This is a genomic window from Streptomyces sp. NPDC042102 (genome assembly GCF_055582305.1).
Genome location: NZ_JBVJDL010000002.1, coordinates 641353 through 667569 on the forward strand (window position 1 = coordinate 641353; position 26217 = coordinate 667569).

22 protein-coding genes are annotated in these 26217 nt (G+C 74.2%); 13 read left to right on the forward strand and 9 right to left on the reverse strand.

Annotated features, from left to right (window positions below; all coding sequences use genetic code 11):
* Positions 1-52: 52 nt before the first annotated feature.
* Both ACZ6KO_RS10970 and ACZ6KO_RS10975 read left to right on the forward strand, forming a co-directional pair.
* Positions 53-1786, forward strand: coding sequence for an ABC transporter ATP-binding protein (locus tag ACZ6KO_RS10970; RefSeq protein ID WP_469302875.1), 1734 nt, complete (start codon positions 53-55; stop codon positions 1784-1786).
* Positions 1783-3705, forward strand: a complete 1923-nt coding sequence (locus tag ACZ6KO_RS10975; protein ID WP_469302879.1) for an ABC transporter ATP-binding protein — start codon at positions 1783-1785, stop codon at positions 3703-3705. Before ACZ6KO_RS10970 ends, ACZ6KO_RS10975 begins: the two co-directional genes overlap by 4 nt.
* Positions 3706-3806: 101 nt before the next feature.
* Here the strand turns inward: ACZ6KO_RS10975 and ACZ6KO_RS10980 are convergent, their stop codons facing one another.
* The 4 genes from ACZ6KO_RS10980 to ACZ6KO_RS10995 all read right to left on the reverse strand — a co-directional run bounded on the left by ACZ6KO_RS10980 (position 3807) and on the right by ACZ6KO_RS10995 (position 8830).
* Entirely contained in the window at positions 3807-4907 is a 1101-nt protein-coding gene (locus ACZ6KO_RS10980; protein ID WP_469303864.1) for an RNA polymerase sigma factor, read from the reverse strand.
* Between the two features lie 154 nt (positions 4908-5061).
* Positions 5062-7131, reverse strand: a complete 2070-nt coding sequence (locus tag ACZ6KO_RS10985; RefSeq protein WP_469302882.1) for a molybdopterin oxidoreductase family protein — start codon at positions 7129-7131, stop codon at positions 5062-5064.
* 80 nt (positions 7132-7211) lie between these two features.
* On the reverse strand, positions 7212-7976 hold the full coding sequence (locus ACZ6KO_RS10990) for a glucose 1-dehydrogenase (protein ID WP_469303867.1): 765 nt from the start codon (positions 7974-7976) through the stop codon (positions 7212-7214).
* 101 nt (positions 7977-8077) lie between these two features.
* A complete protein-coding gene (locus ACZ6KO_RS10995) occupies positions 8078-8830 on the reverse strand; it encodes a SanA/YdcF family protein (protein WP_469302884.1) in 753 nt (250 codons plus the stop codon).
* 310 nt (positions 8831-9140) lie between these two features.
* Between ACZ6KO_RS10995 and ACZ6KO_RS11000 the strand changes: the two genes are divergently transcribed.
* The 4 genes from ACZ6KO_RS11000 to dnaG all read left to right on the forward strand — a co-directional run bounded on the left by ACZ6KO_RS11000 (position 9141) and on the right by dnaG (position 14563).
* The gene (locus ACZ6KO_RS11000; protein WP_469302886.1) at positions 9141-9872 is read left to right on the forward strand and encodes a sirohydrochlorin chelatase; all 732 of its coding nucleotides are present in this window, start codon (positions 9141-9143) and stop codon (positions 9870-9872) included.
* A 36-nt stretch (positions 9873-9908) separates the two neighbouring features.
* On the forward strand, positions 9909-11216 hold the full coding sequence (locus ACZ6KO_RS11005) for a deoxyguanosinetriphosphate triphosphohydrolase (RefSeq protein ID WP_469302889.1): 1308 nt from the start codon (positions 9909-9911) through the stop codon (positions 11214-11216).
* A 93-nt stretch (positions 11217-11309) separates the two neighbouring features.
* On the forward strand, positions 11310-12584 hold the full coding sequence (locus ACZ6KO_RS11010) for an NAD(P)/FAD-dependent oxidoreductase (RefSeq protein ID WP_469302892.1): 1275 nt from the start codon (positions 11310-11312) through the stop codon (positions 12582-12584).
* 35 nt (positions 12585-12619) lie between these two features.
* A complete protein-coding gene (gene dnaG / locus ACZ6KO_RS11015) occupies positions 12620-14563 on the forward strand; it encodes a DNA primase (protein ID WP_469302894.1) in 1944 nt (647 codons plus the stop codon).
* Between the two features lie 28 nt (positions 14564-14591).
* On the opposite strand, the gene ACZ6KO_RS11020 is transcribed toward dnaG, so the two are convergent.
* Together ACZ6KO_RS11020 and cutA are read right to left on the reverse strand one after the other, a co-directional pair.
* Positions 14592-15035, reverse strand: a complete 444-nt coding sequence (locus ACZ6KO_RS11020) for a gamma-glutamylcyclotransferase family protein (protein ID WP_469302896.1) — start codon at positions 15033-15035, stop codon at positions 14592-14594.
* Positions 15032-15352, reverse strand: coding sequence for a divalent-cation tolerance protein CutA (gene cutA, locus ACZ6KO_RS11025; protein WP_469303870.1), 321 nt, complete (start codon positions 15350-15352; stop codon positions 15032-15034). Before cutA ends, ACZ6KO_RS11020 begins: the two co-directional genes overlap by 4 nt.
* A gap of 179 nt (positions 15353-15531) precedes the next feature.
* On the opposite strand from cutA, the gene ACZ6KO_RS11030 reads away from it, so the two are divergent.
* The 4 genes from ACZ6KO_RS11030 (at position 15532) to ACZ6KO_RS11045 (ending at position 19222) form a co-directional block, all read left to right on the forward strand.
* Entirely contained in the window at positions 15532-16320 is a 789-nt protein-coding gene (locus ACZ6KO_RS11030) for a hypothetical protein (protein ID WP_469302898.1), read from the forward strand.
* Complete coding sequence (locus tag ACZ6KO_RS11035; RefSeq protein ID WP_469302901.1) at positions 16317-17591, forward strand: ATP-binding protein; 1275 nt, start codon at positions 16317-16319, stop codon at positions 17589-17591. Before ACZ6KO_RS11030 ends, ACZ6KO_RS11035 begins: the two co-directional genes overlap by 4 nt.
* Before the next feature lie 211 nt (positions 17592-17802).
* Positions 17803-18351, forward strand: a complete 549-nt coding sequence (locus ACZ6KO_RS11040) for a hypothetical protein (protein WP_469302903.1) — start codon at positions 17803-17805, stop codon at positions 18349-18351.
* Between the two features lie 124 nt (positions 18352-18475).
* Complete coding sequence (locus ACZ6KO_RS11045) at positions 18476-19222, forward strand: class F sortase (protein WP_469302906.1); 747 nt, start codon at positions 18476-18478, stop codon at positions 19220-19222.
* Between the two features lie 22 nt (positions 19223-19244).
* Here the strand turns inward: ACZ6KO_RS11045 and ACZ6KO_RS11050 are convergent, their stop codons facing one another.
* Genes ACZ6KO_RS11050 through ACZ6KO_RS11060 form a run of 3 tightly spaced genes read right to left on the reverse strand, consistent with a single transcriptional unit; the run spans position 19245 to position 21704 of the window.
* Positions 19245-20024 (reverse strand): sulfite exporter TauE/SafE family protein, encoded by a 780-nt coding sequence (locus ACZ6KO_RS11050; RefSeq protein WP_469302909.1) that lies wholly within the window; start codon positions 20022-20024, stop codon positions 19245-19247.
* A gap of 37 nt (positions 20025-20061) precedes the next feature.
* Positions 20062-20394, reverse strand: a complete 333-nt coding sequence (locus tag ACZ6KO_RS11055; protein ID WP_469302914.1) for a hypothetical protein — start codon at positions 20392-20394, stop codon at positions 20062-20064.
* A gap of 14 nt (positions 20395-20408) precedes the next feature.
* The gene (locus tag ACZ6KO_RS11060) at positions 20409-21704 is read right to left on the reverse strand and encodes a ferredoxin reductase family protein (RefSeq protein ID WP_469302916.1); all 1296 of its coding nucleotides are present in this window, start codon (positions 21702-21704) and stop codon (positions 20409-20411) included.
* Positions 21705-21906: 202 nt separating this feature from the next.
* Here ACZ6KO_RS11060 and ACZ6KO_RS11065 point away from each other — a divergent pair, with 202 nt between their 5' ends.
* The 3 genes from ACZ6KO_RS11065 to nirD are packed head-to-tail and all read left to right on the forward strand — an operon-like array spanning position 21907 to position 26212.
* Positions 21907-23331 carry an NAD(P)/FAD-dependent oxidoreductase gene (locus ACZ6KO_RS11065; RefSeq protein WP_469302920.1) on the forward strand — a complete coding sequence of 475 codons (1425 nt, stop codon included), beginning with the start codon at positions 21907-21909 and terminating at the stop codon, positions 23329-23331.
* Between the two features lie 2 nt (positions 23332-23333).
* Positions 23334-25871 (forward strand): nitrite reductase large subunit NirB, encoded by a 2538-nt coding sequence (gene nirB / locus ACZ6KO_RS11070; protein ID WP_469302923.1) that lies wholly within the window; start codon positions 23334-23336, stop codon positions 25869-25871.
* Positions 25868-26212 carry a nitrite reductase small subunit NirD gene (gene nirD / locus ACZ6KO_RS11075; protein ID WP_469302927.1) on the forward strand — a complete coding sequence of 115 codons (345 nt, stop codon included), beginning with the start codon at positions 25868-25870 and terminating at the stop codon, positions 26210-26212. Before nirB ends, nirD begins: the two co-directional genes overlap by 4 nt.
* Positions 26213-26217 lie beyond the last annotated feature (5 nt).

Sequence of the window (26217 nt, forward strand, 5' to 3'; positions counted from 1 at the left end):
GGTTGGCCGAAGATGGGGTGACCCCCGACCTGTGCCGACCCGGAGCCTGCGCGTGCTCATACGACTCATGCGGACGCATCTGCGCCCGTACCGGAAACCCATCGCCCTGCTGGTGCTGCTCCAACTGCTGCAGACCAGTGCTTCCCTGTACCTGCCCACCCTGAACGCCGACATCATCGACACCGGTGTCGTCAACGGCGACACCGGCTACATCCTGACGTTCGGCGCGCTGATGCTCGGCGTCTCGCTCGTGCAGCTGGTGTGCAACGTCGGCGCCGTCTACTACGGCGCCCACACGGCCGCCGCCGTCGGCCGCGACATGCGGGCGTCGATCTTCGACCGGGTGCAGAGCTTCTCGTCCCGGGAGCTCGGCCAGTTCGGCGCACCGTCGCTGATCACCCGGACGACGAACGACGTGCAGCAGGTCCAGATGCTGGTCCTGATGACGTTCACCCTGATGGTGTCGGCGCCGATCATGTGCGTCGGCGGCATCCTCATGGCGCTCTCGCTCGACGTGAAGCTCTCCGGCGTGCTGCTGGCGGTCGTGCCGGTGCTCGGCCTGTCGGTCGGCGCGATCGTGATGCGGACGCGGCCGCTGTTCCGGCAGATGCAGGACCGTCTGGACACCGTCAACCGGGTGCTGCGCGAGCAGATCACCGGCAACCGCGTGATCCGGGCGTTCGTGCGGGACGACTACGAGAAGGATCGGTTCGCCAGGGCCAACGGCGAGCTGACGGACGTCTCGCTGGCCGCCGGCAAGCTGCTGGCGCTGATGTTCCCGACCGTCATCGTCGTGATCAACGTGTCCAGCGTGGCCGTCGTCTGGTTCGGCGCGATGCGCATCGACAGCGGCGGCATGGAGATCGGCCAGCTGACGGCGTTCCTCGCCTACCTGATGCAGATCGTGATGGCCGTGATGATGGCCACGTTCATGTTCATGATGGTGCCGCGCGCCGAGGTCTGCGCCGAGCGCATCCAGGAGGTCCTGGACACCGAGTCCAGCGTGGTCCCGCCGGCCGATCCGGTGCGGACGCTGGACCGGCGCGGGCAGCTGGAGCTGCGCGGCGCCGACTTCCGCTACCCGGGCGCCGAGGCGCCGGTGCTGCGCGGGGTGGACCTGGTGGCCCGGCCCGGCGAGACGACCGCGGTGATCGGCTCCACGGGCAGCGGCAAGTCCACGCTGCTGGGGCTCGTACCGCGGCTGTTCGACGCGACGGGCGGCGAGGTGCTGGTCGACGGCGAGGACGTGCGGCGCATCGAGCCGCAGCTGCTGGCCAGGACGGTCGGCATGGTGCCGCAGAAGCCGTACCTGTTCTCCGGGACGGTCGCCTCCAACCTGCGGTACGGGCGGCCCGACGCGAGCGACGACGAGCTGTGGCGGGCGCTGGAGGTGGCGCAGGCCAAGGAGTTCGTCTCCGCGCTGGAGGGCGGTCTGGACGCGCCCATCACCCAGGGCGGCACGAACGTCTCCGGCGGCCAGCGCCAGCGGCTGGCGATCGCCCGCACGCTGGTGCAGCGCCCGGAGATCTACCTCTTCGACGACTCCTTCTCGGCCCTGGACTACGCCACCGACGCGGCGCTGCGCGCTGCGCTGGCGCAGGAGACCGAGGACGCGACCGTGGTGATCGTCGCCCAGCGGGTGTCGACCATCCGGGACGCCGACCGGATCATCGTCCTCGACGAGGGCCAGGTGGTCGGCGAGGGCCGCCACCACGAGCTGATGGCCGGCAATGAGACCTACCGGGAGATCGTGCTCTCCCAGCTGACGGAGGCGGAGGCCGCATGAGCGGGCCCGGTGGACGGATGATGATGGGGCCTGGCCAGCAGTCCCTGGACTTCAAGGGGTCCGGCAGGCGGCTGCTGCGCCAGCTGGCGCAGGACCGGCTCAAGCTGTGGGGCATGGTCGTGGCCGTGGTCGGCAGCGTCGCGGCCGCGGTGGTCGGCCCCAAGATCCTGGGCGCGGCGACCGACCTGGTCTTCGCGGGGATCGTGGGCCGGCAGATGCCGGCCGGGCTCACCAAGGAGCAGGCCCTGGAGGGGCTGCGCGCCAAGGGCGAGGACGGCATGGCGGACATGCTGTCGGGCACGGACTTCACGCCGGGCGAGGGCATCGACTTCGGCGCGGTCGGCATGCTGGCGATCTGGGCGATGGTGGTCTTCACGCTCGCGGGTCTGCTGATGCTGGTCGCGACGCGGCTGTCGAACCACGTGATGAACGGCACCGTGTACCGGATGCGCGAGGAGCTCCAGGCGAAGCTGTCGCGGCTGCCGCTGTCGTACTTCGACCGGCAGAAGCGCGGCGAGGTGCTCAGCCGGGCCACGAACGACATCGACAACATCGGGCAGACGCTCCAGCAGACGATGGGCCAGCTGCTGAACTCGCTGCTGACGATCGTCGGCGTGCTGGCGATGATGTTCTGGATCTCGCCGGTGCTGGCGCTGGTCGCGCTGGTGACCGTGCCCGTCTCGATCGTCGTGGCCGCGAAGATCGGCAAGAAGTCGCAGCCGCAGTTCGTGGAGCAGTGGAAGACCACGGGCACGCTGAACGCGCACATCGAGGAGATGTACTCGGGCCACAGCCTGGTGAAGGTCTTCGGCCGGCAGCAGGAGTCCGCGCAGGTCTTCGCCGAGCAGAACGAGGCGCTGTTCCGGGCCTCCTTCAAGGCGCAGTTCGTCAGCGGTGTCATGCAGCCGGTGATGTTCTTCATGTCGAACATCAACTACGTGCTGGTGGCGGTCGTCGGCGGGCTGAAGGTGGCCTCGGGCTCGCTGTCGATCGGTGACGTGCAGGCGTTCATCCAGTACTCGCGGCAGTTCTCGATGCCGCTGTCGCAGGTCGCCTCGATGGCGAACCTGGTGCAGTCCGGTGTCGCCTCGGCGGAGCGGGTCTACGAGCTGCTGGACGCCGAGGAGCAGGAGCCGGACACCGGGGTTCCGGAGCGGCCGGAGCATCTGAAGGGCGCGGTCACCCTGGAGAAGGTGGCGTTCCGCTACGAGGTGGACAAGCCGCTGATCGAGGACCTGTCGCTGGCGGTCGAGCCGGGCCAGACGGTCGCGATCGTCGGCCCGACGGGCGCGGGCAAGACCACGCTGGTCAACCTGTTGATGCGGTTCTACGAGGTGACGGGCGGCCGGATCGCGCTGGACGGCGTGGACATCGCGAAGATGACGCGCGAGGAGCTGCGTTCGGGCATCGGCATGGTGCTCCAGGACACCTGGCTGTTCGGCGGCACCATCGCGGAGAACATCGCGTACGGCGCGGCGCGCGAGGTGACGCGGGCCGAGATCGAGGAGGCGGCGAGGGCCGCGCACGCGGACCGGTTCATCCGTACCCTGCCGGACGGCTACGACACCGTGCTGGACGACGAGGGCGCGGGCGTCAGCGCCGGCGAGAAGCAGCTGATCACCATCGCGCGGGCGTTCCTGTCCGACCCGGTGATCCTGGTGCTGGACGAGGCGACGAGCTCGGTGGACACCCGTACCGAGGTGCTGATCCAGAAGGCCATGGCGCGCCTGGCGCACGGCCGGACGTCCTTCGTGATCGCGCACCGGCTGTCCACGATCCGCGACGCGGACGTGATCCTGGTGATGGAGAACGGCTCGATCGTGGAGCAGGGCACGCACGAGGAACTGCTGCTGGCGCAGGGCGCGTACGCGCGGCTGTACGCGGCGCAGTTCGCGCAGGCGGTGGCCGAGGTCGACTGATCGGGCGGCCGGTGGCGGACGCCGGCCGGCGGGGGTGGGGGCGTCGCGTCGCGCGGCGCCCCCGCACCGTTCCCGGGGCCGGTGCGACCGCGGGCCGCCCCTCAGTCGAGGTAGCCGCGCAGCTGGTCGGCGAAGGCGTGGTCGCGCAGTTTGTTGAGGGTCTTGGACTCGATCTGGCGGATCCGCTCGCGCGTCACGCCGAAGATGCGTCCTATCTCCTCCAGGGTCCGGGGCCGGCCGTCCGCCAGCCCGTACCGCAGCTGGACGACCTTGCGCTCGCGCTCGCCGAGGGTGGAGAGCACGGCTTCGAGGTGTTCGCGCAGCAGGAAGAAGGCGGCCGACTCCACCGGTGAGGCCGCGTCCCCGTCCTCGATCAGGTCCCCGAGGGCGACGTCGTCCTCCTCGCCGACGGGCGCGTGCAGGGAGACCGGTTCCTGGGCGAGCCGGAGCACCTCGCTGACCCGCTCGGGCGTCAGCTCCAGGTGGACGGCGACCTCTTCGGCGGTGGGTTCGTAGCCGCGCTCCTGGAGCATGCGCCGCTGCACCCGCACGACCCGGTTGATCAGTTCGACGACGTGCACCGGCACCCGGATGGTGCGGGCCTGGTCGGCCAGCGCGCGGGACATGGCCTGCCGGATCCACCAGGTCGCGTACGTCGAGAACTTGTAGCCGCGGGCGTAGTCGAACTTCTCGACCGCCCGGATCAGCCCGAGGTTGCCCTCCTGGACGAGGTCGAGCATGGTCAGCCCGCGCCCGACGTACCGCTTGGCGACGGAGACCACCAGCCGCAGGTTGGCCTCGATGAGCCGGCGCTTGGCCATCCGGCCCATGACGACGAGCTTGTCGAGGTCGAGGGCGAGCCGGGAGTCCAGGTCGGGGGCGGAGGTGAGCTTCTCCTCGGCGAACAGCCCGGCCTCCACCCGGCGGGCCAGCTCCACCTCCTCCACCGCGGTGAGGAGGGGGATCCTGCCTATCTCGCGCAGGTACTGGCGGAACAAGTCGGCGGAGGGACCCCCTCCGCCTCCGGTCTCCGCCCGCCGCCGCTGATCCGGCACCTTCTCGATGAGCTCCGGCGGCTCGGCTTCGTCGTCCACGGCCTCGACCTCGGGGTCGGCCTCGGCCACGGGCGCGGGCACGGGCTCGTCGGCGGTCTCGGTCAGGGTCACGGTCAGGGTCTGGGTCTGCACGGGGGCGACCTCCAGGGCTCCGAGGACTCAGGCACCGCAACTCAGTGTGGGGTACGACACATCGCCGCCACGAGGGGCGTGCGAGCACTTTTTGAGTCCGCTGCGTGACCGGATGGTTACCCGCCGCCCGGCCGCTCGAAGCACGTCGTACGGATGTGCGCCGGCGGTTTCAGCCCTCCGCCGGCTCCACGCGTACGGCGCAGACCTTGAACTCGGGCATCCGGGAGACCGGGTCCAGGGCCGGGTTGGTGAGGGTGTTCGCGCGCCCCTCGCCCGGCCAGTGGAAGGGCATGAAGACGGTGTCGGCGCGGATGGCGTCGGTGATCCGGGCGGGGGCGACGGCGCGGCCCCGGCGGGAGACGACCGCCAGCGGACGGCCCTCGGTGACGCCGAGGCGGGCGGCGAGCCGGGGGTGGAGCTCGACGAAGGGTCCCGGCGCGGCAGCGTTGAGCTCGTCGACGCGGCGGGTCTGGGCGCCGGACTGGTACTGCGCGACCACGCGGCCGGTGGTGAGCAGGATCGGGTAGTCGGCGTCGGGGAGTTCGGCGGCGTCGCGGTGACTGACGGGGACGAAGCGGGCCAGGCCGTCGTCGGTGGCGAACCGGTCCAGGAACAGCCTGGGGGTGCCCGCCTCCCCCTCGGGGCAGGGCCAGAAGACGCCGTCCTCGTCGGCGATCCGGCGCCAGGAGATGCCGGAGTAGTCGGCCGGGCCGCCGGCGGAGGCGCGGCGCAGCTCCTCGAAGACCTCTTCCGGGTCGGCCGGGAAGCCCTTCTCGACGCCGAGGCGGTGGGCGAGGCCGTGCAGGACGTCGAGGTCGCCGCGGACGCCGGGCGGCGGGGTCAGGGCCCGCCGGCGCAGGATCACCCGTCCTTCGAGGTTGGTGGTGGTGCCGGACTCCTCGGCCCACTGGGTGACCGGGAGGACCACGTCGGCCAGCGCCGCGGTCTCGGAGAGGACGACGTCGGCGACGGCGAGGAAGTCCAGGGAGCGGATGCGGGACTCGATGTGGGCGGCGCGGGGGGCGGAGACCACGGGGTTGGAGCCCATCAGGAGCAGGGCCCGGACATCGCCGCCGAGGGCGTCGAGGAGTTCATAGGCGCTGCGGCCGGGGCCGGGCAGGGAGTCGGGGTCGACGCCCCAGACGCCGGCGACGTGGGCGCGGGCGGCGGGGTCGGTGAGCTTGCGGTAGCCCGGCAGCTGGTCGGCCTTCTGGCCGTGTTCGCGGCCGCCCTGCCCGTTACCCTGGCCGGTCAGGCAGCCGTACCCGGAGTGCGGGCGGCCGGCGCGGCCGGTGGCCAGGCACAGGTTGATCCAGGCGCCGACGGTGTCGGTGCCCTTGGACTGCTGCTCCGGGCCGCGGGCGGTGAGGACCATCGCCGACTCGGGGGCGCAGAAGAGCCGGACCGCCTCGCGCAGGGCGGGCACCGGGACCCCGGTGATCCGCTCGACCAGTTCGGGCCAGTGGGCCATGGCGGCGGCGCGGGCCTCGGGCCAGCCGGTGGTGCGGGCCTCGATGAACGCCTCGTCGGTACGTCCCTCGGCGACGACCAGGTGCAGCAGGCCGAGGGCGAGGGCCAGGTCGGTGCCGGGGCGGGGGGCCAGGTGCAGGTCGGCGTGTTCGGCCGTACGGGTGCGCCGCGGGTCGACGACGATCAGCGTGCCGCCGTTCTCCTTCAGTTCGGTGAGGTAGCGCAGGGCCGGCGGCATGGTCTCGGCCGGGTTGGAGCCGACGAGGATCACGCAGCCGGTGCGCGGGATGTCCTCCAGCGGGAAGGGCAGCCCGCGGTCGAGGCCGAAGGCGCGCTGGTGGGCGGCGGCGGCCGAGGACATGCAGAACCGGCCGTTGTAGTCGATCTGCGAGGTGCCGAGGACGACGCGGGCGAACTTGCCCAGGGCGTAGGCCTTCTCGTTGGTGAGGCCGCCACCGCCGAAGACGCCGACCGCGTCCGGCCCGTGGTCGTGGCGGGTGCGGGCCAGGCCCGCCGCGACGGCGTCCAGGGCCTCCTCCCAAGTGGCCGGCTCCAGCCGCCCGGCGTGGGTGCGGATCAGCGGCTGGGTCAGGCGCACCCGGGAGGAGAGCACGGCCGGGGCGGTGCGGCCCTTGCCGCACAGGGCTCCCCGGTTGACGGGAAAGTCGGTGCGCTCCTCCACCGTCACGGCCCGGCCGTCCGGTGCGGGGCGCAGGTTCATGCCGCATTGCAGGGCGCAGTACGGGCAGTGCGTGGCGGTGGTGTGCATGCCGGCCAGCATGCGACGGCGGTGTTACGCCTGCCGCCGTCCCGCGTTACGGGCCGGAATGCGCACCCTCCCGGCCCGGGTCACCGGCCCGTGAGGGCGCGGACCGTGGGGCCGGCGGTCCAGCCGCCGTCCACGGCGAGCTCGGCGCCCGTCATGTAGGCGGAGGCGTCGCAGAGCAGGAAGGCGACGGCGGCGGCGATCTCCTCGGGGGCGCCGACGCGGCCCATGGGGGCGCCCGGGAAGTTGCCCTCGCCCGGCTGGATGCCGACCGGTGCCGTCATCGGGGTGAGCGTCATGCCGGGGTGCACGGAGTTCACGCGGATCCGTGCCTCGGCGAGCTCCACCGCGCCGATCTTCGACAGGCCGCGCACGCCCCACTTGGAGGCGCCGTACCCGGCGGTCAGCGGGAGGCCGGTGAGGCCGGCGGCGGAGGAGATGTTGACGATGGAGCCGCCCCCGCCGGCCCGCAGGTGCGGCACGGCGGCCTTGATGCCGATGAAGACGCCGACCAGATTGATCTCCACGACGCGGCGGAAGTGCTCGACGCTCTCGTGCTCGAGGAACTGGCCGGTGGCTATCCCGGCGTTGTTGACGAGCCCGTCGAGCCGGCCGAAGGTGTCGACCGCGTACGCCAGGACCGTCTCCCAGTCGGCCTCGCTGGTCACGTCGTGCCGCAGGAAGTGCGCGGCGTCCCCGAGCTTCGCCGCCGTGGCGGCGCCCTCCTCCTCCAGCACGTCGGTGATCAGCACCGTGCCGCCGCCGTCGACGACGGCCTGCGCGGCGGCCGCGCCGAGCCCGCGCGCGCCCCCCGTGATGACGACGACCTTGCCGCTCAGATCAACCACAGCCACGGCTGCACCACCTCTGCACTCGTCAGCACACATCGGGATCCCTGACCCCGGCGGCATGACGAGCGGTATGACTAATCGTCATACCCCGGGCCGCGTCAGTGTGCCAGAGCCCGAAGGGCCCGCGACACCCCTTCCTCCTTGGGACCCAGGAAGTGCGGCCGCGGCCTGAACGTCGCGTCCAGCGCCGCCTTGCCGGCCGCGAAGACCTCGCGCGCGCCGCCGTAGTACCAGGTCGCGTCGTGTTCGTCGTCGACGCCCACCCCGTACACCTCCAGGCCCGCCGCCCGGCACAGGGCGACGGCGCGGCGTATGTGGAAGCCCTGGCTGATCAGCACGGCCCGCTCGACGCCGAAGATCTCCTTGGCCCGTACGCAGGAGTCCCAGGTGTCGAAGCCCGCGTGGTCGCTGACGATCCGGTCGTCCGGCACCCCGTGCTCGCGCAGGTAGCCGCGCATCGAGCCGGGTTCGTCGTAGTCCTCGCGGCTGTTGTCCCCGGTCACCAGCACGACCTTGACCTTGCCGGTGCGGTACAGCTCGGCGGCGGCGTCCAGTCTGCGGGCCAGGTACGGGGTGGGCCGCCCGTTCCACAGGCCCGCGCCGAAGACCACCGCGACCTCCGTCGCCGGGGCGGTCGCCGTGGTGCGCAGCCGGTCGGCCGCCTCGGCGTGCGTCCACGCCGAGGGCAGCAGCGCCAGCACGCAGGCCAGCATCACGGCCTGGACGGCACGGCGCCGGACCCGGATGTCCCGCAGCCCGCGCAGTCCCCGCGGAGCTCCCGGCCCCGGCAGTCCACCCCGTCCCGGCAACCCGCCGCGTCCCGGCAGCCCTCCGCGTCCCCGCAGCTTCATGACCGGTCCCCCCTCGCCTCGTACCTCGTTCGCACGGTTGGACGAACCGGCCACCGTCCCCAGTTCCCGGGCGGCGCGGCGTCGCAGGCCTGTCACCCGTACGAACGAGCGGGTGAGGTCCCGGTAAACACCCGTCACCCCCGCGCAACGGCCCCGCAATCTGCGGCCGTCAGGATCGGTTCATGACGGAGCCGGTGCAGCCTCCCGTGTCCATGCCCCTCCCCCTCGGCAGCGCGGCCGAACTGCTCAGCCGCATCACCATCCAGCTGGGCAGTCAGCTGAGCAGCCTGCGCCCACCCGGAGCCCGCCCATGCCGCAGCCCTCTCTCGTCGCCGTCGCGCACGGCAGCCGCGACCCCCGCGCCCTGCACACCGCCCACGCCCTTCTCGACCGGGTCCGCGAGCTGCGGCCCCGTCTCGAGGTCCGGCTCGGCCACATCGAGCTGAACGCCCCGCTGCTCGACGACACCCTGGAGGGCCTGCGCGGCGACGCCGTCCTCGTCCCGCTCCTGCTCGGCCGCGGGTACCACGTCAAACACGACCTCCCCTCGGCCGCCGCCCGCGCCCGCCACCTGCGGGTCGCCGTCGCCGCCCCGCTCGGCCCGCACCCGCTCCTCGTCGAGGCCCTGCGCGACCGGCTGGAGGAGGCCGGCTGGACCCCCGGCACCGCAGTCGTGCTCGCCGCGGCGGGTTCGCGCGACCCGCAGTCCGCCGCCGATGCCCGCCGCACCGCCGCCCTGCTCTCCGAGCGCCTCGACGGCGTGCCCGTCCTGCCCGCCTACGCCTCGTCCGCCGCGCCCACCGCGCCCGAGGCCGTCCGGGCCCTGGCGGCCCGCGGCCACCACCGGATCGCCGTGGCCTCGTACTTCGCCGCGCCGGGCCGGTTCGCCGCCCAGACCGCCGCCGCCGCGCCCGCCCTGGCCGCCGCCCCGCTCGGCGACCACCCGGCGCTCGCCCGGCTGCTGCTGCACCGCTACGACGACGCCGCCCGGGAGCTGGCCCGCCCCCGCACCGTGTTCCGGCCGGAACTCGTCACCGCCTGATCCCGGTTTGTCGGTCCTTCCGGTTAACGTCTTTGCATGGAAGGCACCGCATCCACTCCTTCGTACGATCCGGCCGACACCGAGCGCTGGGCCGCCGAGCCCGACAAACGGCCCGGCCGGACCGCCTTCCAGCGCGACCGCGCCCGCGTGCTGCACTCCGGCGCGCTGCGCCGCCTCGCCGGAAAGACCCAGGTGGTCACCCCCGGCACCCGTTCCTACGACTGGGACGCCAGCCCCCGCACCCGGCTCACCCACTCCCTGGAGTGCGCCCAGGTCGGCCGGGAGCTCGGCGCGGCCCTCGGCTGCGACCCCGACCTGGTCGAGACGGCCTGCCTGGCTCACGACATGGGCCACCCGCCGTTCGGGCACAACGGCGAGGAGGTGCTCAACGCCGTCGCCAAGGACTGCGGCGGCTTCGAGGGCAACGCCCAGTCGCTGCGGCTGCTCACCCGCCTGGAACCCAAGCGGTTCGTGCCCGACCCGCGCACCGGTGAGCCGGTCAGCGTCGGCCTCAACCTCACCCGCGCCAGCCTGGACGCCGCCACGAAGTACCCGTGGGCGCGCGGCGGCCACCCCACCGACCCCGGCTCGGTGAAGTTCGGGGCGTACGACGACGACCTGCCGGTCTTCGCGTGGCTGCGGGCCGGCGCGCCCGCCGACCGCAAGTGCTTCGAGGCGCAGGTGATGGACTGGGCCGACGACGTGGCCTACTCCGTGCACGACTTCGAGGACGGGCTGCACGCCGCCCACGTCGACCCCAACCTGCTGCTGGCCGAGCCCGAGCGGGCCGAGATCTGGCGGGTCGCCATCGGCCGCTACGTCCCGGCCGACACCGATCCCGAGGAGCTGCGCGAGGCCCTGGACCGGCTGCTGGACGAGGAGTGGTGGCCGCACGGGTACGACGGCTCGGCCGTCGCCCAGGCCCGGCTCAAGGACGCCACCAGCCAGCTGATCGGCCGGTTCTGCCTGGCCGCCGAGGGCGCCACCCGCGAGGCGTACGGATCGGGCCGGCTCACCCGCTACGCGGCCGAGCTGGTCGTCCCGCGCGCGGCGCGCAACGAGTGCGCGGTCCTCAAGGCCGTGGCCGATCTGTACGTCATGCAGCGCGACGAGCAGGAGCGGCTCCGCGCCGACCAGCGCATCGTCCTGGCCGAACTCGCGGAGGCGCTGCTGGCCCGCGCCCCCGAGGGCCTGGACCCCCAGTTCCGGGCGATCTTCGACGCGGCGCCGGACGACCGGGCGCGAAAGCGCGCGGTCATCGACCAGATCGCCTCGCTCACGGACGCGTCGGCACGCTCGTTGCACGCACGTCTCACCCGGCGCTCCCGACGCGCCGGGGGGTGAGGCGATCGGGCCACGGCCCCTTCACGCGGCAGGCTCGGTGCGGGACGCTCGCATGTGCTCGCATGTGACGCAGAGGTTATGAGGAGGCATCAGGTGGTCGACGCACACCGGACGTTCGTCATCGTCGGCGCGGGGCTGGCCGGCGCGAAAGCGGCCGAGACGCTGAGGTCCGAGGGCTTCACCGGCCGGGTCATCCTGGTCGGCGACGAGCGGGACCACCCCTACGAACGCCCACCGCTGTCGAAGGGCTACCTGACCGGCAAGGAGCAGCGCGACAGCGTCTTCGTGCACGAGCCGTCCTGGTACGCCCGCGCCGACATCGAGCTGCACCTGGGCCAGCCGGCCGTCCAGCTGGACCGCGAGGCCAGGAAGGTCGTCCTCGGGGACGGGACGGTGCTGCACTACGACAAGGTGCTGCTGGCCACCGGGGCCGAGCCGCGCCGTCTGGAGATCCCGGGCACCGGCCTGGCCGGGGTGCACCACCTGCGCCGGCTCGCCCACGCCGAACGCCTCAAGGGGGTCCTGGCCACCCTCGGCCGGGACAACGGCCACCTGCTGATCGCGGGCGCCGGCTGGATCGGCCTGGAGGTCGCGGCGGCCGCCCGCGGGTACGGCGCCGAGGTCACCGTGATCGAGCCGGAGCCCACGCCGCTGCACGCGGTGCTCGGCCCCGAGCTCGGCGACTTCTTCCGCGAGCTGCACGCCGAGCACGGGGTCCGGTTCCACTTCGGGGCCCGGCTCACCGAGATCAAGGGGCAGGACGGCATGGTGCTGGCCGTGCGCACCGACGACGGCGAGGAGCACCCGGCGCACGCCGTGCTCGCCGCGATCGGCGCCGCCCCGCGCACCGCGCTCGCCGAGACCTCGGGGCTGGCGCTGGTCGACCGCGAGCACGGCGGGGGCATCGCGGTCGACGCGTCGCTGCGCACCTCGGACCCGGACGTCTTCGCGGTGGGCGACGTGGCCGCCGCCCACCACCCGGTGCTGGGCACCCGGCTGCGCGTGGAGCACTGGGCCAACGCCCTCAACGGCGGCCCGGCGGCGGCCCGGGCCATGCTGGGCCAGGAGGTGTCGTACGACCGGATCCCGTACTTCTTCTCGGACCAGTACGACGTGGGGCTGGAGTACTCCGGCTACGCGCCGGCCGGCACGTACGACCAGGTGCTGGTCCGCGGGGACGTGGCCAAGCGGGAGTTCATCGCCTTCTGGCTCTCCGAGGGCCGGGTGCTGGCCGGGATGAACGTCAACGTGTGGGACGTCACCGACCCGATCCAGGCACTGATCAGGACGGCTGCCGCCCCGGACCTGGACGCGCTCGCGGACCCGTCCGTTCCGCTGTCGTCGCTGGTGGCCGGGGAGGGGGCCTGACACCGGTTGTCGGAGACCGGCCGTAGAATTCACGCGTGGCAGGCAGGATCAACGACGACGATGTGAAGGCGGTCCGGGACGCGGTCCCGATCGACGCCGTCGTGTCCGAATACCTCCAGCTGCGCAACGCGGGCGGCGGCAACCTCAAGGGCCTGTGCCCCTTCCACGACGAGAAGTCCCCGTCGTTCCAGGTGAGCCCCAGCAAAGGGCTGTACCACTGCTTCGGCTGCCAGGCGGGCGGGGACACCCTCGACTTCATCATGAAGATCGACCACCTCTCCTTCTCGGAGGCGGTGGAGCGGCTCGCCGGCCAGGCCGGCATCACCCTGCGCTACGAGGAGGGCGGCTACACCGCCGGCACCAGCGGCCGCGGGGAGCGCATCCGCCTGGTCGAGGCCCACAAGGCCGCCGCGCAGTTCTACGTCGACCAGCTGGAGAGCCCCGAGGCGGAGATCGGCCGGAAGTTCCTCGCCGAGCGCGGCTTCGACCAGGCGGCGGCCGCGCACTTCGGCGTCGGCTACAGCCCGGCCGGCTGGGACCACCTGACCCGGTTCCTGCGCGGCAAGGGGTTCAGCGACAAGGAGCTGATCCTGTCCGGGCTGGCCCAGGACAGCCGCAGCGGCAAGCCCATCGACCGCTTCCGCGGCCGTCTGATGTGGCCGATCCGCGACATCACCGGCGAGGTGGTCGGCTTCGGCGCCCGCAAGCTGCGCGAGGACGACAACGGGCCGAAGTACCTGAACACGCCCGAGACCGCGATCTACAAGAAGGGCCAGGTGCTGTACGGCATCGACCTGGCCAAGAAGGAGATCGCGAAGACCTCGCGGGCGGTCGTGGTCGAGGGCTACACCGATGTGATGGCCTGCCACCTGGCCGGGGTCACCACCGCCATCGCCACCTGTGGCACGGCCTTCGGCGGCGACCACATCAAGATCCTGCGCCGGCTGCTGATGGACAACGCGACCGCCGAGGTGATCTTCACCTTCGACGGGGACGCGGCCGGGCAGAAGGCCGCGCTGCGCGCCTTCGAGGACGACCAGAAGTTCGCCGCCGAGACCTCCATCGCCATCACGCCGGGCGGGATGGACCCGTGCGAGCTGCGGCTGGCGGAGGGCGACGGCGCGGTGGCCTCCCTGGTGGACTCGCGCACGCCGCTGTTCGAGTTCGCGCTGCGGCACATCGTGGCCCGGCACAACCTGGAGAACCCGGCGGGCCGGGCGGCCGCGCTGGACGAGGCGGCGCCGGTCGTGGCGAACATCAAGAACATCGCGATCCAGCACGAGTCGGCGGTCCAGCTGGCCGGCATGCTCGGCATCCGCGACGAGCAGTTCGTGGTCAAGCGGGTCGCGCAGCTGGCCCGCTGGGCCCGCGAGCGCGCGGGCGGCGGCAACGGCGGTGGCGGCGGCCGCCCGCAGCAGGGCGGTCCGGGGCGCGGCGGTCCCGGGCGCGGCGGCCCGGCGTACGAGGCGGTGCCCGCCCCCGCCCCGGGGCCGGCCGGTCCCGCGCTGAACCTGCGCAGCCCCGCCCACCGCACCGAGCGCGAGCTGCTCAAGCTGGCGCTGCAGCGGCCCGAGCTGGTCTCGCCGGCCTTCGACGCGTACGGCGTGGACGAGTTCACGGCGCCGCCCTACGCGACGGTCCGCCAGGCGATCCAGGACGCGGGCGGCGCGGCGCTCGGCGGCGAGGACTACCTGGCCCGGGTCCGCGACGCCGCGCCCAACGACACGGTCCGCGCCCTGGTCACCGAGCTGGCGGTGGAGGCCATCCACGCCAAGTCGGTGGACGAGGTCTACGCGGGCGTCCAGCTGGTCCAGGTCCGGCTGCGCGCCGTCGACCGCCGGGTCCACGAGGTGCAGGGCACCATGGCCCGCCTGGGCTCCCACGCCCCGTCGGAGCAGCTGACGGCGGTGCAGGAGGAGCTGTGGGTGCTCCAGCAGTACGGCCAGCGCCTGCGCAACCGGGGCGCCGAGGGGCTCTAGGAGCCGGTCGGTCCGGGGCCGAAGGGGTCTAGGGTCTGTCCGGGTCGCCCGGCCTCGGGTAGCGGGTCAGCCAGTCGCCGCCGGGTATGCGGGTGCCCGTCTCGGACAGCCGCCGGGCCAGCAGCGGCGCGGCCAGGTACACCCAGGCCAGCACCGGGGTGCCGTCGGCGCGCAGGACGGTGCGGGCCAGCCGGTCGTAGACGTTCAGCGGGCGGTCGGGGCCGTGGTACTCCTCCAGCCGGTCCAGTTCCGCGAGGACCTCGCCGTACCCGCCGGCCGCCGGGGTCACCAGGTCGCCGACGATCTCGGTGCCGGGGTGGTCGACGGCGTACGGGTAGCCCGGCCCGTCGTACAGGGCCGCGTCCGGGAGCCGGGCGGGCTCCTCGGCCACCGTGCGGCCGCGCAGGAACAGGGCGTGGTTGTACTCGCCGGGGCGCAGGGTGCCGTACACGAAGAAGGGCAGCGGGCTCATCCGGCCACCTCCGCCGCGACCCACGCCAGGTAGTCGGCGCTGCCGCGCACCACGGCGGTGGCGATGATCTCCGGGGTGTCGTAGGGATGTTCGCGGAGCAGCCAGGCCTCCAGGTCCGGGTAGCGGGCCGCCGTGGTCTTGAACAGCACCTGCCGCTCCTGGGCCGTCTCGACCGTGCCCTGCCAGCGGTAGACCGAGGTGACCGGTGCGCCGACCTGCGCGCACGCGGCCAGGCGGGCCGCCACCGCGCCGTGTGCCAGGGCCGTCGCGGCCTCGGCCGCGTCGACGGTCGTCAGGACGGTGAGGATCTCTGGGATCTCTGGCCGATCGACCGATGTCACGGGATTCCCTCTCGCATAGAACGGTACACAGTGGCCCGAAAAGGGGCAGTCGGCCGGGTCGAAGGTCCCGGGTGACGGCTCCGGGACCACCGTACGCACCGCTGTTACACAACCTCCCGGTGCCCGTGAAGGTCGCCGCCTACCGTCGGTATGCCATGTTCAGACTCCCCCGCCGCGCCCTCGCCGGTCTCGTGTGCGTCCTCACGGGCGGCCTCGCGCTCGCCGCCGGCGGCTGCGCCGCACCCGGCGGGCTGGACGCGGGCGAGCCCGCGCCGCCGGTGTCGGCCCAGCCGTCCCCCGACCCGCTGTGGCCCGCCTGGTCCGACACCTCACCGACCTCGCCCGGGGCCCCGGCGGCCACGCGCGAGGCGCCGCCCCTGCCGTTGGAGGACGCGCCCGAGATCCCGGCGGGCGGCTTCGGCGGCGAGGGCGTCGACGTGCTCGACGTCGTCCGCGCCGACCAGCGGATGAAGCCGTACGCCGCCCAGGGCTGGATCCAGGCGCCCGGCCGGGCGGGGCTGCGGCCGCCGGTGTACCGGGACCTCACCGGCGACGGGCACCCCGATCTGGTCGTCGCCGCGGACACCGAGAGCGGCCGCACCGTGCTGGCGGCGTACACGGCGCGCGAGGGCAGGGTCTACCCGGTCCTGCTGACGGCGGGCGCCCGGATGGCCGTGGAGGCGCTGGGCCGCGACCTGGTGGTGCGCACCGCCGCGCAGGACAGCGTCGAGCACGCCGTCCGCTACCGCTGGGACGGCGACCGGATGGCCGTCGTGCAGGACGAGAAGCGCTACCGCAAGCCGGCGCCGGGCAAGGACCTCGACGAGAAGCCGGTCGCGCCCGGCGTTCCGCCGAGCCCGCCGCCGAGCATCCCGCCGGGCCCGCCGCCGGCCGGTACCGCTCCGTCGGCGACGCCCCGTCCCCCCGTCGGAGCCCCGCGGTGAGGCCGGCCCTGACCCGCTGCCGGCGGCTGCTGTCCGCCCCGGGGCTGCGCTGGAAGATCTCCGTCCTGCTGGCGGGCGGCTGCTCGCTCGTCGCGCTCACCATCGGCCTGCTCATCCACGAGGCCCGGGTCCGCCAGGTGGCGGAGGCCGCCCGCGAGACCGCCGTCAACCAGCTGATCCGGGTCCGCCAGGTGTACGAGCTGACCGGCCAGCTCGATCCCGGCAGGATCGGCGAGACCGACGCGCGGATCGACTGCGCCCAGGCGCCCGAGGAGCTGCGCGCCGCCGCGCTCGCGGGCCGGCGCATCACGTACCTCCAGATGACCGGACCGGACCCGGCCGTGTGGGCGGCCCGGCCGATCGGCGGCACGCACGTGCTGTCGGTGCGCCAGTCGCTGCAGGAGGAGGCGGAGGACCTCACCGAGCTGGACCAGCAGCTGATCGCCTACGGCGCGGGCGTCGTGGCGCTCGCGGCGGTCGGCGGCTCGCTGATCGCCGGCCGGCTCAGCCGGGACCTGCGCCGCGCCGCCGAGACCGCGCGGCGGATCAGCGCGGGGGAACTCGACGCCCGGATCGGCCCCTCGGGGGCACCCGGGACCCGGGACGAGGTGGCCGAACTCTCCAGTGCCGTGGACACCATGGCGGCCAGCCTGCAGCGGCGGCTGGAGGCCGAGCAGCGCTTCACGGCCGATGTCGCGCACGAGCTGCGCACCCCGCTGACCGGCCTGCACACCGCCGCCGAGCTGCTGCCCGAGGGGCGGCCGACCGAGCTCGTACGGGACCGGGTGGCCGCGCTGCGCACGCTGACCGAGGACCTGCTGGAGGTCGCCCGGCTGGACGCGCGCTGCGAGGAACCGGCCCTGGACGTCCACCGGCTGGGCCCGCTGGTCGCCTCGATCGTCCAGCGCTCGGGCGTCACCGCGCACCTGACGGGTGCGGGGACCGGCACGGCCGTACGGACCGACGCGCGCCGCCTGGAGCGGATCCTGGCCAACCTGCTGGCCAACGCCCGGCGGCACGGCGGCGACCCGGTGGAGGTCACGGTCCGCGGCACCCGGGTGAGCGTCCGCGACCACGGGCCCGGGTACCCCGCCACCCTGCTGGCCGAGGGCCCGCGGCGGTTCCTGACCGGCGCCGCCGAACGCGGTCAGGGCACGGGGCTGGGCCTGACGATCGCCCTGGGCCAGGCCCAGGTCATCGGCGCCCGCGTGACCCTGGCCGACGCCCCCGGCGGCGGCGCCCTGGCCGAGGTCGTCCTGCCCGCGGCCTGACGCGCGGCAGCCGGGGCGGTGGGGTCCTCGTCACCCGGACGGGCAGGGGGGACCCGGATGGCTCGGCGGTGGCGCTGACGTGCCAAAACGTTCCTGCACGCAGGCTCCGGCCCGGGGCCCGCCGACCGCCTCGACAAGCGCGGGCGGCCGACGCCGGTTTACCTCGGAAACACGACCCCGCGTCCGTCGTTCAGGATCCGCAGGAGCCCCCATGCGCCGCCGTACCGCCCATCTGCTCACCGCCGCCGTGCTGACCGCCACCGCGTTCGCCGGCCCGGTCGCGGGCGCGGTGGCGGCGGCGGACCTCGGCACCGGCGTCGGCGTCTTCTCTGCGGGCGACTTCGCCCCGCTGGAGGTCTGGCCCAAGTCGGCGGCACCCGGCACCACCGTCACGGTCAACACCACCGCCTGCGGCTCCGGCAGCCACGCGGACGGCGATGCGACCACGGTCGGCGGGGGCCGTTTCCGGCTGGCGCCGGGCCCGCGCAAAGAGGTGGTCGTGGGCCAGTTCCACGTCGGCCACAGCCTGCCCCCCGGCACCTACGGCATCGGCGCGACCTGCGCCAACGGCAAGTTCGCCACCGGCGACCTGGTCGTCACCGAACGCGGCCCGCAGGGCCACGTGCACACGGGAGTAGGCGGCGCGGCGATGACCACCGCCGATCCCACCAAGATCGCGGCGGGTGCGGCAGTGCTGGCCGCCACCGCCGTCGGCGGTACCTGGCTCCTGCGTCGCCGGGCGAGCGGCACGCGGGGCTGACGGGCGCCCACCGCGGCCCCGGCCGCGGTCCGTCACCGGTACCGCCCCCCGTCGCCCGCCCCCGCGAGGTCCCCCCCGTTCGCGGGGCCGGGCGACGGCCCTCTCCACCGACCAGGGGGTGCCCATGAGCGCCGCGTCCGGGAGATCCGGCCGCATCGGCCTGGTGGCGCTCGCCGCCTGCGCCGGCGTCTGGCTGGTCACGAGCGGCTCCGCCGAGCGCGTCCGGCCGCCCCTGCCCCCGGCCTCCGAAGGCCTGGGCCGCGCGGGCGCGACCGGCGGCACGCACGGGACGGAGGGAACGGACGGGATGGAGGGAACGGACGTGACGGACGGCGCCGACGGGGCGACCGGGCGGACCGGCCGCACCGGACGGCCCGGGAAGGACGCCGCCCCGCTGGCGGGCTCCCGGCCCACCCGGATCCGGATCCCGGCCATCGAGGTCGACGCCCCGCTGACCGGCCTGGGCCTGGACGCCGAGGGCCGCCTGGACGTGCCCCCGCCCGCCCGCCGCGCCCTGGCCGGCTGGTACCGCGACGGCACCACTCCCGGAGCCGTCGGTACCGCCATCGTCGCCGGTCACGTCGACCACGCCAGCGGCCCGGCCGTCTTCTACCGGCTGGGCGCGCTGCGCCGCGGGGCCACCGTCGAGATCCCGCGCGAGGACGGGCGTACGGCCGTCTTCACCGTCCACGCCGTCGAGGCGTACGACACCGCCCGGTTCCCGGACCGGCTGGTCTACGGGCCCGCCCCGCGCGCCGAGCTGCGGGTGATCACGTGCGGCGGCCGCTGGTCCCCGCGCACCGGCTACGCGGCCAACGTGGTGGTCTTCGCCCACCTCACGGGCACGTACGGGCCACAGCCGCGGCCATAGCCGTAGCCGTAGCCGTAGCTCCTCACGCCCACTGCTCCAGGCCCAGCTTGACCACCAGCGCCGCGACCACCGTCAGCAGGACCGCGCGCACGAATCCACTGCCCTTCTTCAGGGCCATCCTCGCCCCCGCCATGCCACCGGCCAGGTTGAACACCGCCATCAGCGCCGCCAGCTGCCACATCACCTCGCCGCGGGCGGCGAAGACGGCGAGCGCGCCCAGGTTGGTGCCCACGTTGACGATCTTGGCGGTGGCGGAGGCGGTCAGCAGGTCGAGGTGGAGCAGCGCGGTCAGCGCCAGGACCAGGAAGGTGCCGGTGCCGGGGCCGATCAGGCCGTCGTAGAAGCCGATGCCGAGGCCGGCCAGGCCGATCGCGGCGGCGACCCGGCCGGGCCCGACCGGCCCGGCCGACGGGACGGAGCCGAAGGAGGGGCGGAACAGCACGAAGCCGGCGACCAGCAGCAGCACCACCATGATCAGCGGGCGCATGGTGTCCTTGCTGAACACCCCGGCCAGCAGCGCGCCGCCCGTCGCGCCCGCCATCGCGGCCAGCCCGATCCGGGCCGCGGTCTTCACGTCGACCGGCGCCTTGCGGGCGAAGGTGACGGCCGCGCCCGTCGTACCGACGATGGCCACCGCCTTGTTGGTACCGAGCGCGTGCGTCAGCGGGACGTGGCCGGGCAGACCCAGCATCAGGGCGGGCAGGAGCAGCAGGCCGCCGCCGCCCACCACCGCGTCGATCCAGCCGGCGGCCGCGGCGGCCACGCACAGCACGATGATCATCGTCGTCGATATGTCAGGCACGGCCCCGACCCTATGGATCACATGGGTGCAGAGGCCATCAATCTCCGGTTTCTTGCGCAAGGTTTGAGCTTTCCCGGGCCGGGACCCGGTCCGGGGCCACCGGAGCCGCCGGTTCCAGGGCGGCCGTCAGGACGGTGGCGGCCAGTGCGCCGGCGAGCCCGAGCCCGGCCGCGAGCCGCCGCGCCGGCGGTACGGCGGCCACCCGGGCCCACGGCCGCGCCACGGGCCTGCGGTGCCGCCCGCCCGGGCCGGGCGCGCCGACGGATCGCGCGGCGGGCACACCGACAGGTCGCGTGGCGGACGGTTCGGCGGGCGGTTCGGCGGGCGGGTCCACGGCCACGGCGAGGGCCACGTGCAGCGGATGGCGCATGACGGGCCGCCCTCTCAGAAGCTGAAGCATTCGGAATGGATACGTCCGGCCGGCACCCCGGCCCGCAGCAGCGCGGCCGTCGTGGCCCCGGCCATCCCCGGCGGCCCGCACAGGTACACGTCGTGCTCGGCCAGGTCCGGGACCAGCGCCCGCAGCGCCTGCGGGGCCAGCGGGTCGTACGCGGCGTCCGACGGCCCCAGCAGGTAGTGCAGCCCCGCCCGCCGCTCGGCCGCGATGGCCTCCAGCTCCGTACGCAGCACCAGGTGCTCGGCGGCTCCGGCCCGGTAGAGCAGGGTCAGGTCCCCGGGCCCGCCGGGCAGCGTCTCGAACAGCGCGCGCAGCGGGGTGATGCCGACCCCGCCCGCGATCAGCAGCACCTTGGGCCGGGTCCGGCGGGCGGCGGTCAGCGCGCCGAACGGGCCGGTGGCGACGACCCGGGTCCCCGGGCGCAGCCGGCGGATGCGCCGGGTGTGCCCGCCGAGCGCCTTGACGGTGATCCGCAGGGTGTCGTCCCGTACCGGCGCGGACAGCGAGAACGGCAGGGCCGTGTGCCACAGCCGGCGCTGGAGGAACCGCCAGCGCAGGAACTGGCCCGGTTCGGCCCGCAGTTCGGCCAGGTGCTCCCCGTATACGACCACCGAGACCACTCCGGGCCCCTCGGCCCGCACCTCGGCGACCCGCAGGCCGTGCCGCAGGGCCTGCCGTACGGGGACCACCGCGCGGTACCACAGGAGCAGGACGGCGACCACGGTGTGCGCGAACGCCCAGAGCCAGGCGACCGGGGCCAGATCAGGGCCCGCGAGCTGGTGGACGAAGCCGAGGGCGGCGGCGAGGTGGACCGTGAGGTGGATCCCGCGCCAGGTCTCGTGGGAGATCCGGCGGCGTACGGCGCGGGCGGAGGCGACCCCCACGGCGGCCAGCATGACGGCGCCGGCGGTGGCGGCGGCCAGCGCGGGGTAGCCGAGCAGCCCGCGCCCGGCGGTCAGGACGTCCACGCCGTGGTGGACGGCGTACCCGAGCAGGGCGAGTACCCCGTGGGCGGCGACCAGCAGCAGGACGGGCCGGCCGCCGGCGGCGTGCCACCGGGCGAGGCGGTCGGCGCCGACACCGTGCTCCACGGCCGGGACCCGGGCCATCAGGAAGAGCATGACGAGGACGCCGTACCCGGCGAGCAGGCCGGTGAGGTGGGCGCCGGTGGCGAACAGCGCGTCGAGCCGCGCGGAGGGGCGCACCTGCGCCGCCCACAGCAGGGTGACCGCACCGGCCCCGCCCAGCACCGCACCCTTGACCCGCCCCGCCGTATCTCGCATGCCGCCACGCTAGGCGCCGGACACCCCCCGCTGAAGATCCTTAAGGCGCCCTTGAGCAAGGCCTGGGCAGGCCTTAATGCCGTGGGCCGCGGGCGTGGCCGGGGTGCGCTCACAGGCCCCGTCCGGGCGGGAGGAGGTCAGCGTTCCGTCCGGGTAACAACGACGATGCGGCCGGGAAACAGCGGGCCCGCACGCTCGTGCCATGACCTCGCAACAGCGTGTGGTGGTGATCGGCGGCGGCCTGGCCGGCCTGCGCCTCGCCCAGCGCCTCGCCCCGGCTCCGGTGACGGTGACCGTCCTGGGCGAGGAGGGCCACGCCCCGTACAACCGCGTCCTGCTGGCCGAGGTGCTCGCGGGCCGGTACCCGGCCGAGGTCGCCGCGCTGCCCGACCCCGGGCCCGCGCTGCGGCGCGGGGTGCGGGCGGTGCGGGTGGACCGGGCCGAACGGCTGGTGCACTGCGACGACGGCAGCGCCGAGCCGTACGACACCCTGGTGCTGGCGACCGGGTCCAACCCGGTGCTGCCGCCGCTGCGCGGGCTGTTCGAGCCGGGCGGGCGGGAACTCCCGGACGGGGTCCACCCGTTCCGGACCATGGACGACTGCCTGGCCCTGTCCGAGGCGCTCGCGCGCCGGCCCGGGGCACGGGTGGTGGTCGTCGGCGGTGGTCTCCTCGGGGTCTCGGCCGCCCGCGCGCTGGCCGCCCGCGGCGGCGGCGCGGCGAGCGTGGTGATCGCCCAGCAGGGCGCCCGCCTGATGGAGCGCCAGCTGGACGAGGAGGCGTCCGCGCTGCTCCACGCCCACCTGGGCGGCCTCGGCGTCGAGATCCACACCGAGTGCCGCGTCCGCGGCCTGACCACCACCCCCGTCCCTCCCGCGCTGACCCCGTACCGCGCGCCGCTGCCCCCGGAGCCCCTCGAGTCCCCGGAGTCCATGGAGTTCACGGAGTCCACTCGGCCCCCGCAGTCCACGGAGTCCCCGCACCCCCCGTCCGCCCCTGCCCGCCGGACCCCCGGCGCCCGCCACCGTGGCGCCCCCGTGCCCCGGGCGGTCACCGGTGTCGAGCTCGCCGACGGCTACCGGCTCGACGCCGACCTGGTCGTGCTCGCCTGTGGTGTCCGGCCGCGCGTCGGGCTCGCCCAGGCCGCCGGGCTGGACCTCGGCACCGGCATCCTCGTCGACGACCGGCTGCGCACCTCCGACCCGCGCATCCACGCCATCGGCGACTGCGCCGAGCACGCCGGGCGGACGTACGGCCTGGCCGGGCCCGCCCTGGAACAGGCCGACGTCCTCGCCGACGTCCTCCTGGGCCGGCCGGCCGCCCGCTACACCGGCACCCGCGCCCTGACCCGGCTCACCCTCCCCACCGGCAGCCCCGACGGCCGCCCCCTCGACCTCGCCGCCTTCGGCGAGACCACCCCGCGCCCGGGGGACGACGTGGTCCGCCTGGCCGACGCCACCCGCCGCACCTACCGCAAGGTCGTCGTCCGCGGCGACCGCCTGGTCGGCGGCGTCCTGCTCGGCGAGCTCGCCACCGTGGGCGCGCTCGCGCGCACCTGGGAGGGCGACGAGGCCCTGCTCCCCACCGACGGACTGTTCCACCTGTTCACCGACGACGGAGGCTCCTGATCATGAGCAACCCCCCGCACCGGCCCGCGCTCGTCCTCGTCGGTCACGGCATGGTCGGCCAGCGCTACCTGGAGGCGCTCGCCGAGCGAGGCGTGACGGCCACGCACCGGATCACGGTGCTCTGCGAGGAGCCCCGCCCGGCCTACGACCGCGTCCACCTCACCTCGTACTTCTCCGGCAGCAGCGCCGAGGACCTCTCCCTGACCCCCGAGGGGTTCCTGGACGACCACGGCATCGCGATGCACCTCGGCGACCCGGCCGTCGGCATCGACCGCGAGGCCCGTACCGTCACCGCCCGCTCCGGCCAGGTCTTCCCGTACGACGTCCTGGTCCTGGCGACCGGCAGCTACCCCTTCGTCCCGCCGGTGCCCGGCAAGGACGCCCCGGGCTGCTTCGTCTACCGCACCATCGAGGACCTGCTGGCCATCGAGGAGTACGCCAAGGGCCGCACGCACGGCGCGGTCGTCGGCGGCGGGCTGCTCGGCCTGGAGGCCGCCGGCGCGCTCCAGGGGCTGGGCCTGGCCACCCGGATCGTGGAGTTCGCGCCCCGCCTGATGCCCGTCCAGGTCGACGAGGGCGGCGGCGCGGCCCTGCTGCGCACCATCGAGTCGATGGGCCTGACCGTCCACACCGGGGTCGGCACCCAGGAGGTCGTGACCGGGCCGGACGGCTCGGTGGCCGGAATGCTGCTGTCCGACGGCTCCACCGTCCCCACCGAGATGGTGGTCTTCTCCGCCGGCGTCCGCCCCCGCGACCAGCTCGCCCGGGACACGGGCCTGACCGTCGGCGAGCGCGGCGGTATCGCCGTCGACGCCCGCTGCCGCACCTCCGACCCGCACGTCTACGCGATCGGCGAGTGCGCGCTGGCCGTCGACGGCCGCGTCTACGGGCTGGTCGCCCCCGGCTACGAGATGGCCGAGACCGCCGCCGACGACCTCCTGGGCCGGGAGGCGGAGTTCACCGGCGCCGACCTGTCCACCAAGCTCAAGCTGCTCGGCGTGGACGTGGCGTCCTTCGGCGACGCCCACGGCACCACCGAGGGCTGCCTGGACGTCGTCTACTCCGACTCCCGCTCGGGGGTCTACAAGAAGCTGGTCGTCGCCCCTGACGGGGTGCTGCTCGGCGGGGTCCTGGTCGGCGACGCCGACGCGTACGGCCTGCTGCGCCCGCTCACCGGCAGCGTCCCGCCCGCCGCCCCCGAGCAGCTGGTGCTGCCGGCCGGCGCCGGCGGGTCCGTCTCCCTCGGGCCGTCCTCCCTCCCCGACGACGCGGTGATCTGCTCCTGCCACAACGTCACCAAGAAGGCCATCACCGCGTACACCACCGTCCCCGAGGTCAAGAAGTGCACCAAGGCGGGCACCGGCTGCGGCGGCTGCCTGAAGGTGATCGGCCAGCTGCTGCCGGCCGCCACCGACAAGGGGCTCTGCGGCTGCTTCCCGTACACCCGCGCCGAGCTCTACGAGATCGTCCGCACCCTGCGGCTGACCTCGTACGAGCAGCTCCTGGACAGCCACGGGCGCGAGGGCGCGCGCGGCGGCGACGGCTGCGAGATCTGCAAGCCCGCCGTCGGCTCGATCATCGCCTCGCTCGCCCCGACCATCGGCGCCCCCGGCTACGTCCTGGCCGGCGAGCAGGCCGCCCTGCAGGACACCAACGACCACTTCCTCGCCAACCTCCAGCGCAACGGCTCGTACTCGGTCGTCCCGCGGATCCCCGGCGGGGAGATCACCCCCGACCGGCTCATCGTGATCGGCGAGGTGGCCCGGGACTTCGGCCTCTACACGAAGATCACCGGCGGTCAGCGCATCGACCTCTTCGGCGCCAGCGTGGACCAGCTCCCGCAGATCTGGGCCCGTCTGGTCGACGCCGGCTTCGAGTCCGGGCACGCGTACGGCAAGGCGCTGCGCACGGTGAAGTCCTGCGTGGGGCAGACCTGGTGCCGCTACGGCGTCCAGGACAGCGTACGGATGGCCATCGACCTGGAGCTGCGCTACCGGGGCCTGCGCGCCCCGCACAAGCTGAAGTCGGCGGTGTCGGGCTGTGTCCGCGAGTGCGCGGAGGCACAGAGCAAGGACTTCGGCGTGATCGCCACCGCGAGTGGCTGGAACCTGTACGTCGGCGGGAACGGCGGGGCCACCCCGCGCCACGCGGACCTGCTGGCCCAGGACCTCTCGGACGCCGAGCTGATCCGGCTCATCGACCGGTTCCTGATGTTCTACATCCGCACCGCCGACCGGCTGGAGCGGACCTCCGCCTGGCTGGAGCGGCTGGAGGGCGGCCTGGACCACCTGCGCGACGTGGTCGTCCACGACTCGCTCGGGCTGTGCGCGGAGCTGGAGTCCCTGATGGCCGACCACGTGGCCCACTACCGCGACGAGTGGGCCGAGACCCTCCAGGACCCGGACCGGCTGCGCCGCTTCGTGTCCTTCGTCAACGCGCCCGGCGCGCCCGATCCGACCGTGAAGTTCGTCGCCGAGCGCGAGCAGGTCAAGCCCGACCTGACCGTCCTGACCCTCGAACCCCTGGGAGGCACCCGATGACCGTGGAACTGCGCGTGGCCGAGGGCTGGCTGACGGTGTGCGAACTGTCGGCGATCATCCCCGGGCGGGGCGTGGCGGCCCTGCTGCCCGACGGCAGCCAGGCAGCGGTCTTCGTCGACCGCGCGGGCCGCCCGTACGCGATCAGCAACCGGGATCCCTTCACCGGCGCGCACGTGCTCTCGCGCGGTCTGATCGGCTGTGCGCAGGGGCGTCCGTTCGTGGCGTCACCCCTGCTCAAGCAGCGTTTCGACCTGGAGTCGGGGCAGTGCCTGGACGACGAGGGGGTGGCGGTCCGTACGTACCCCGTCCGGACCGCCCCGACGTCCACCGTGACTCCGTGAGGCGT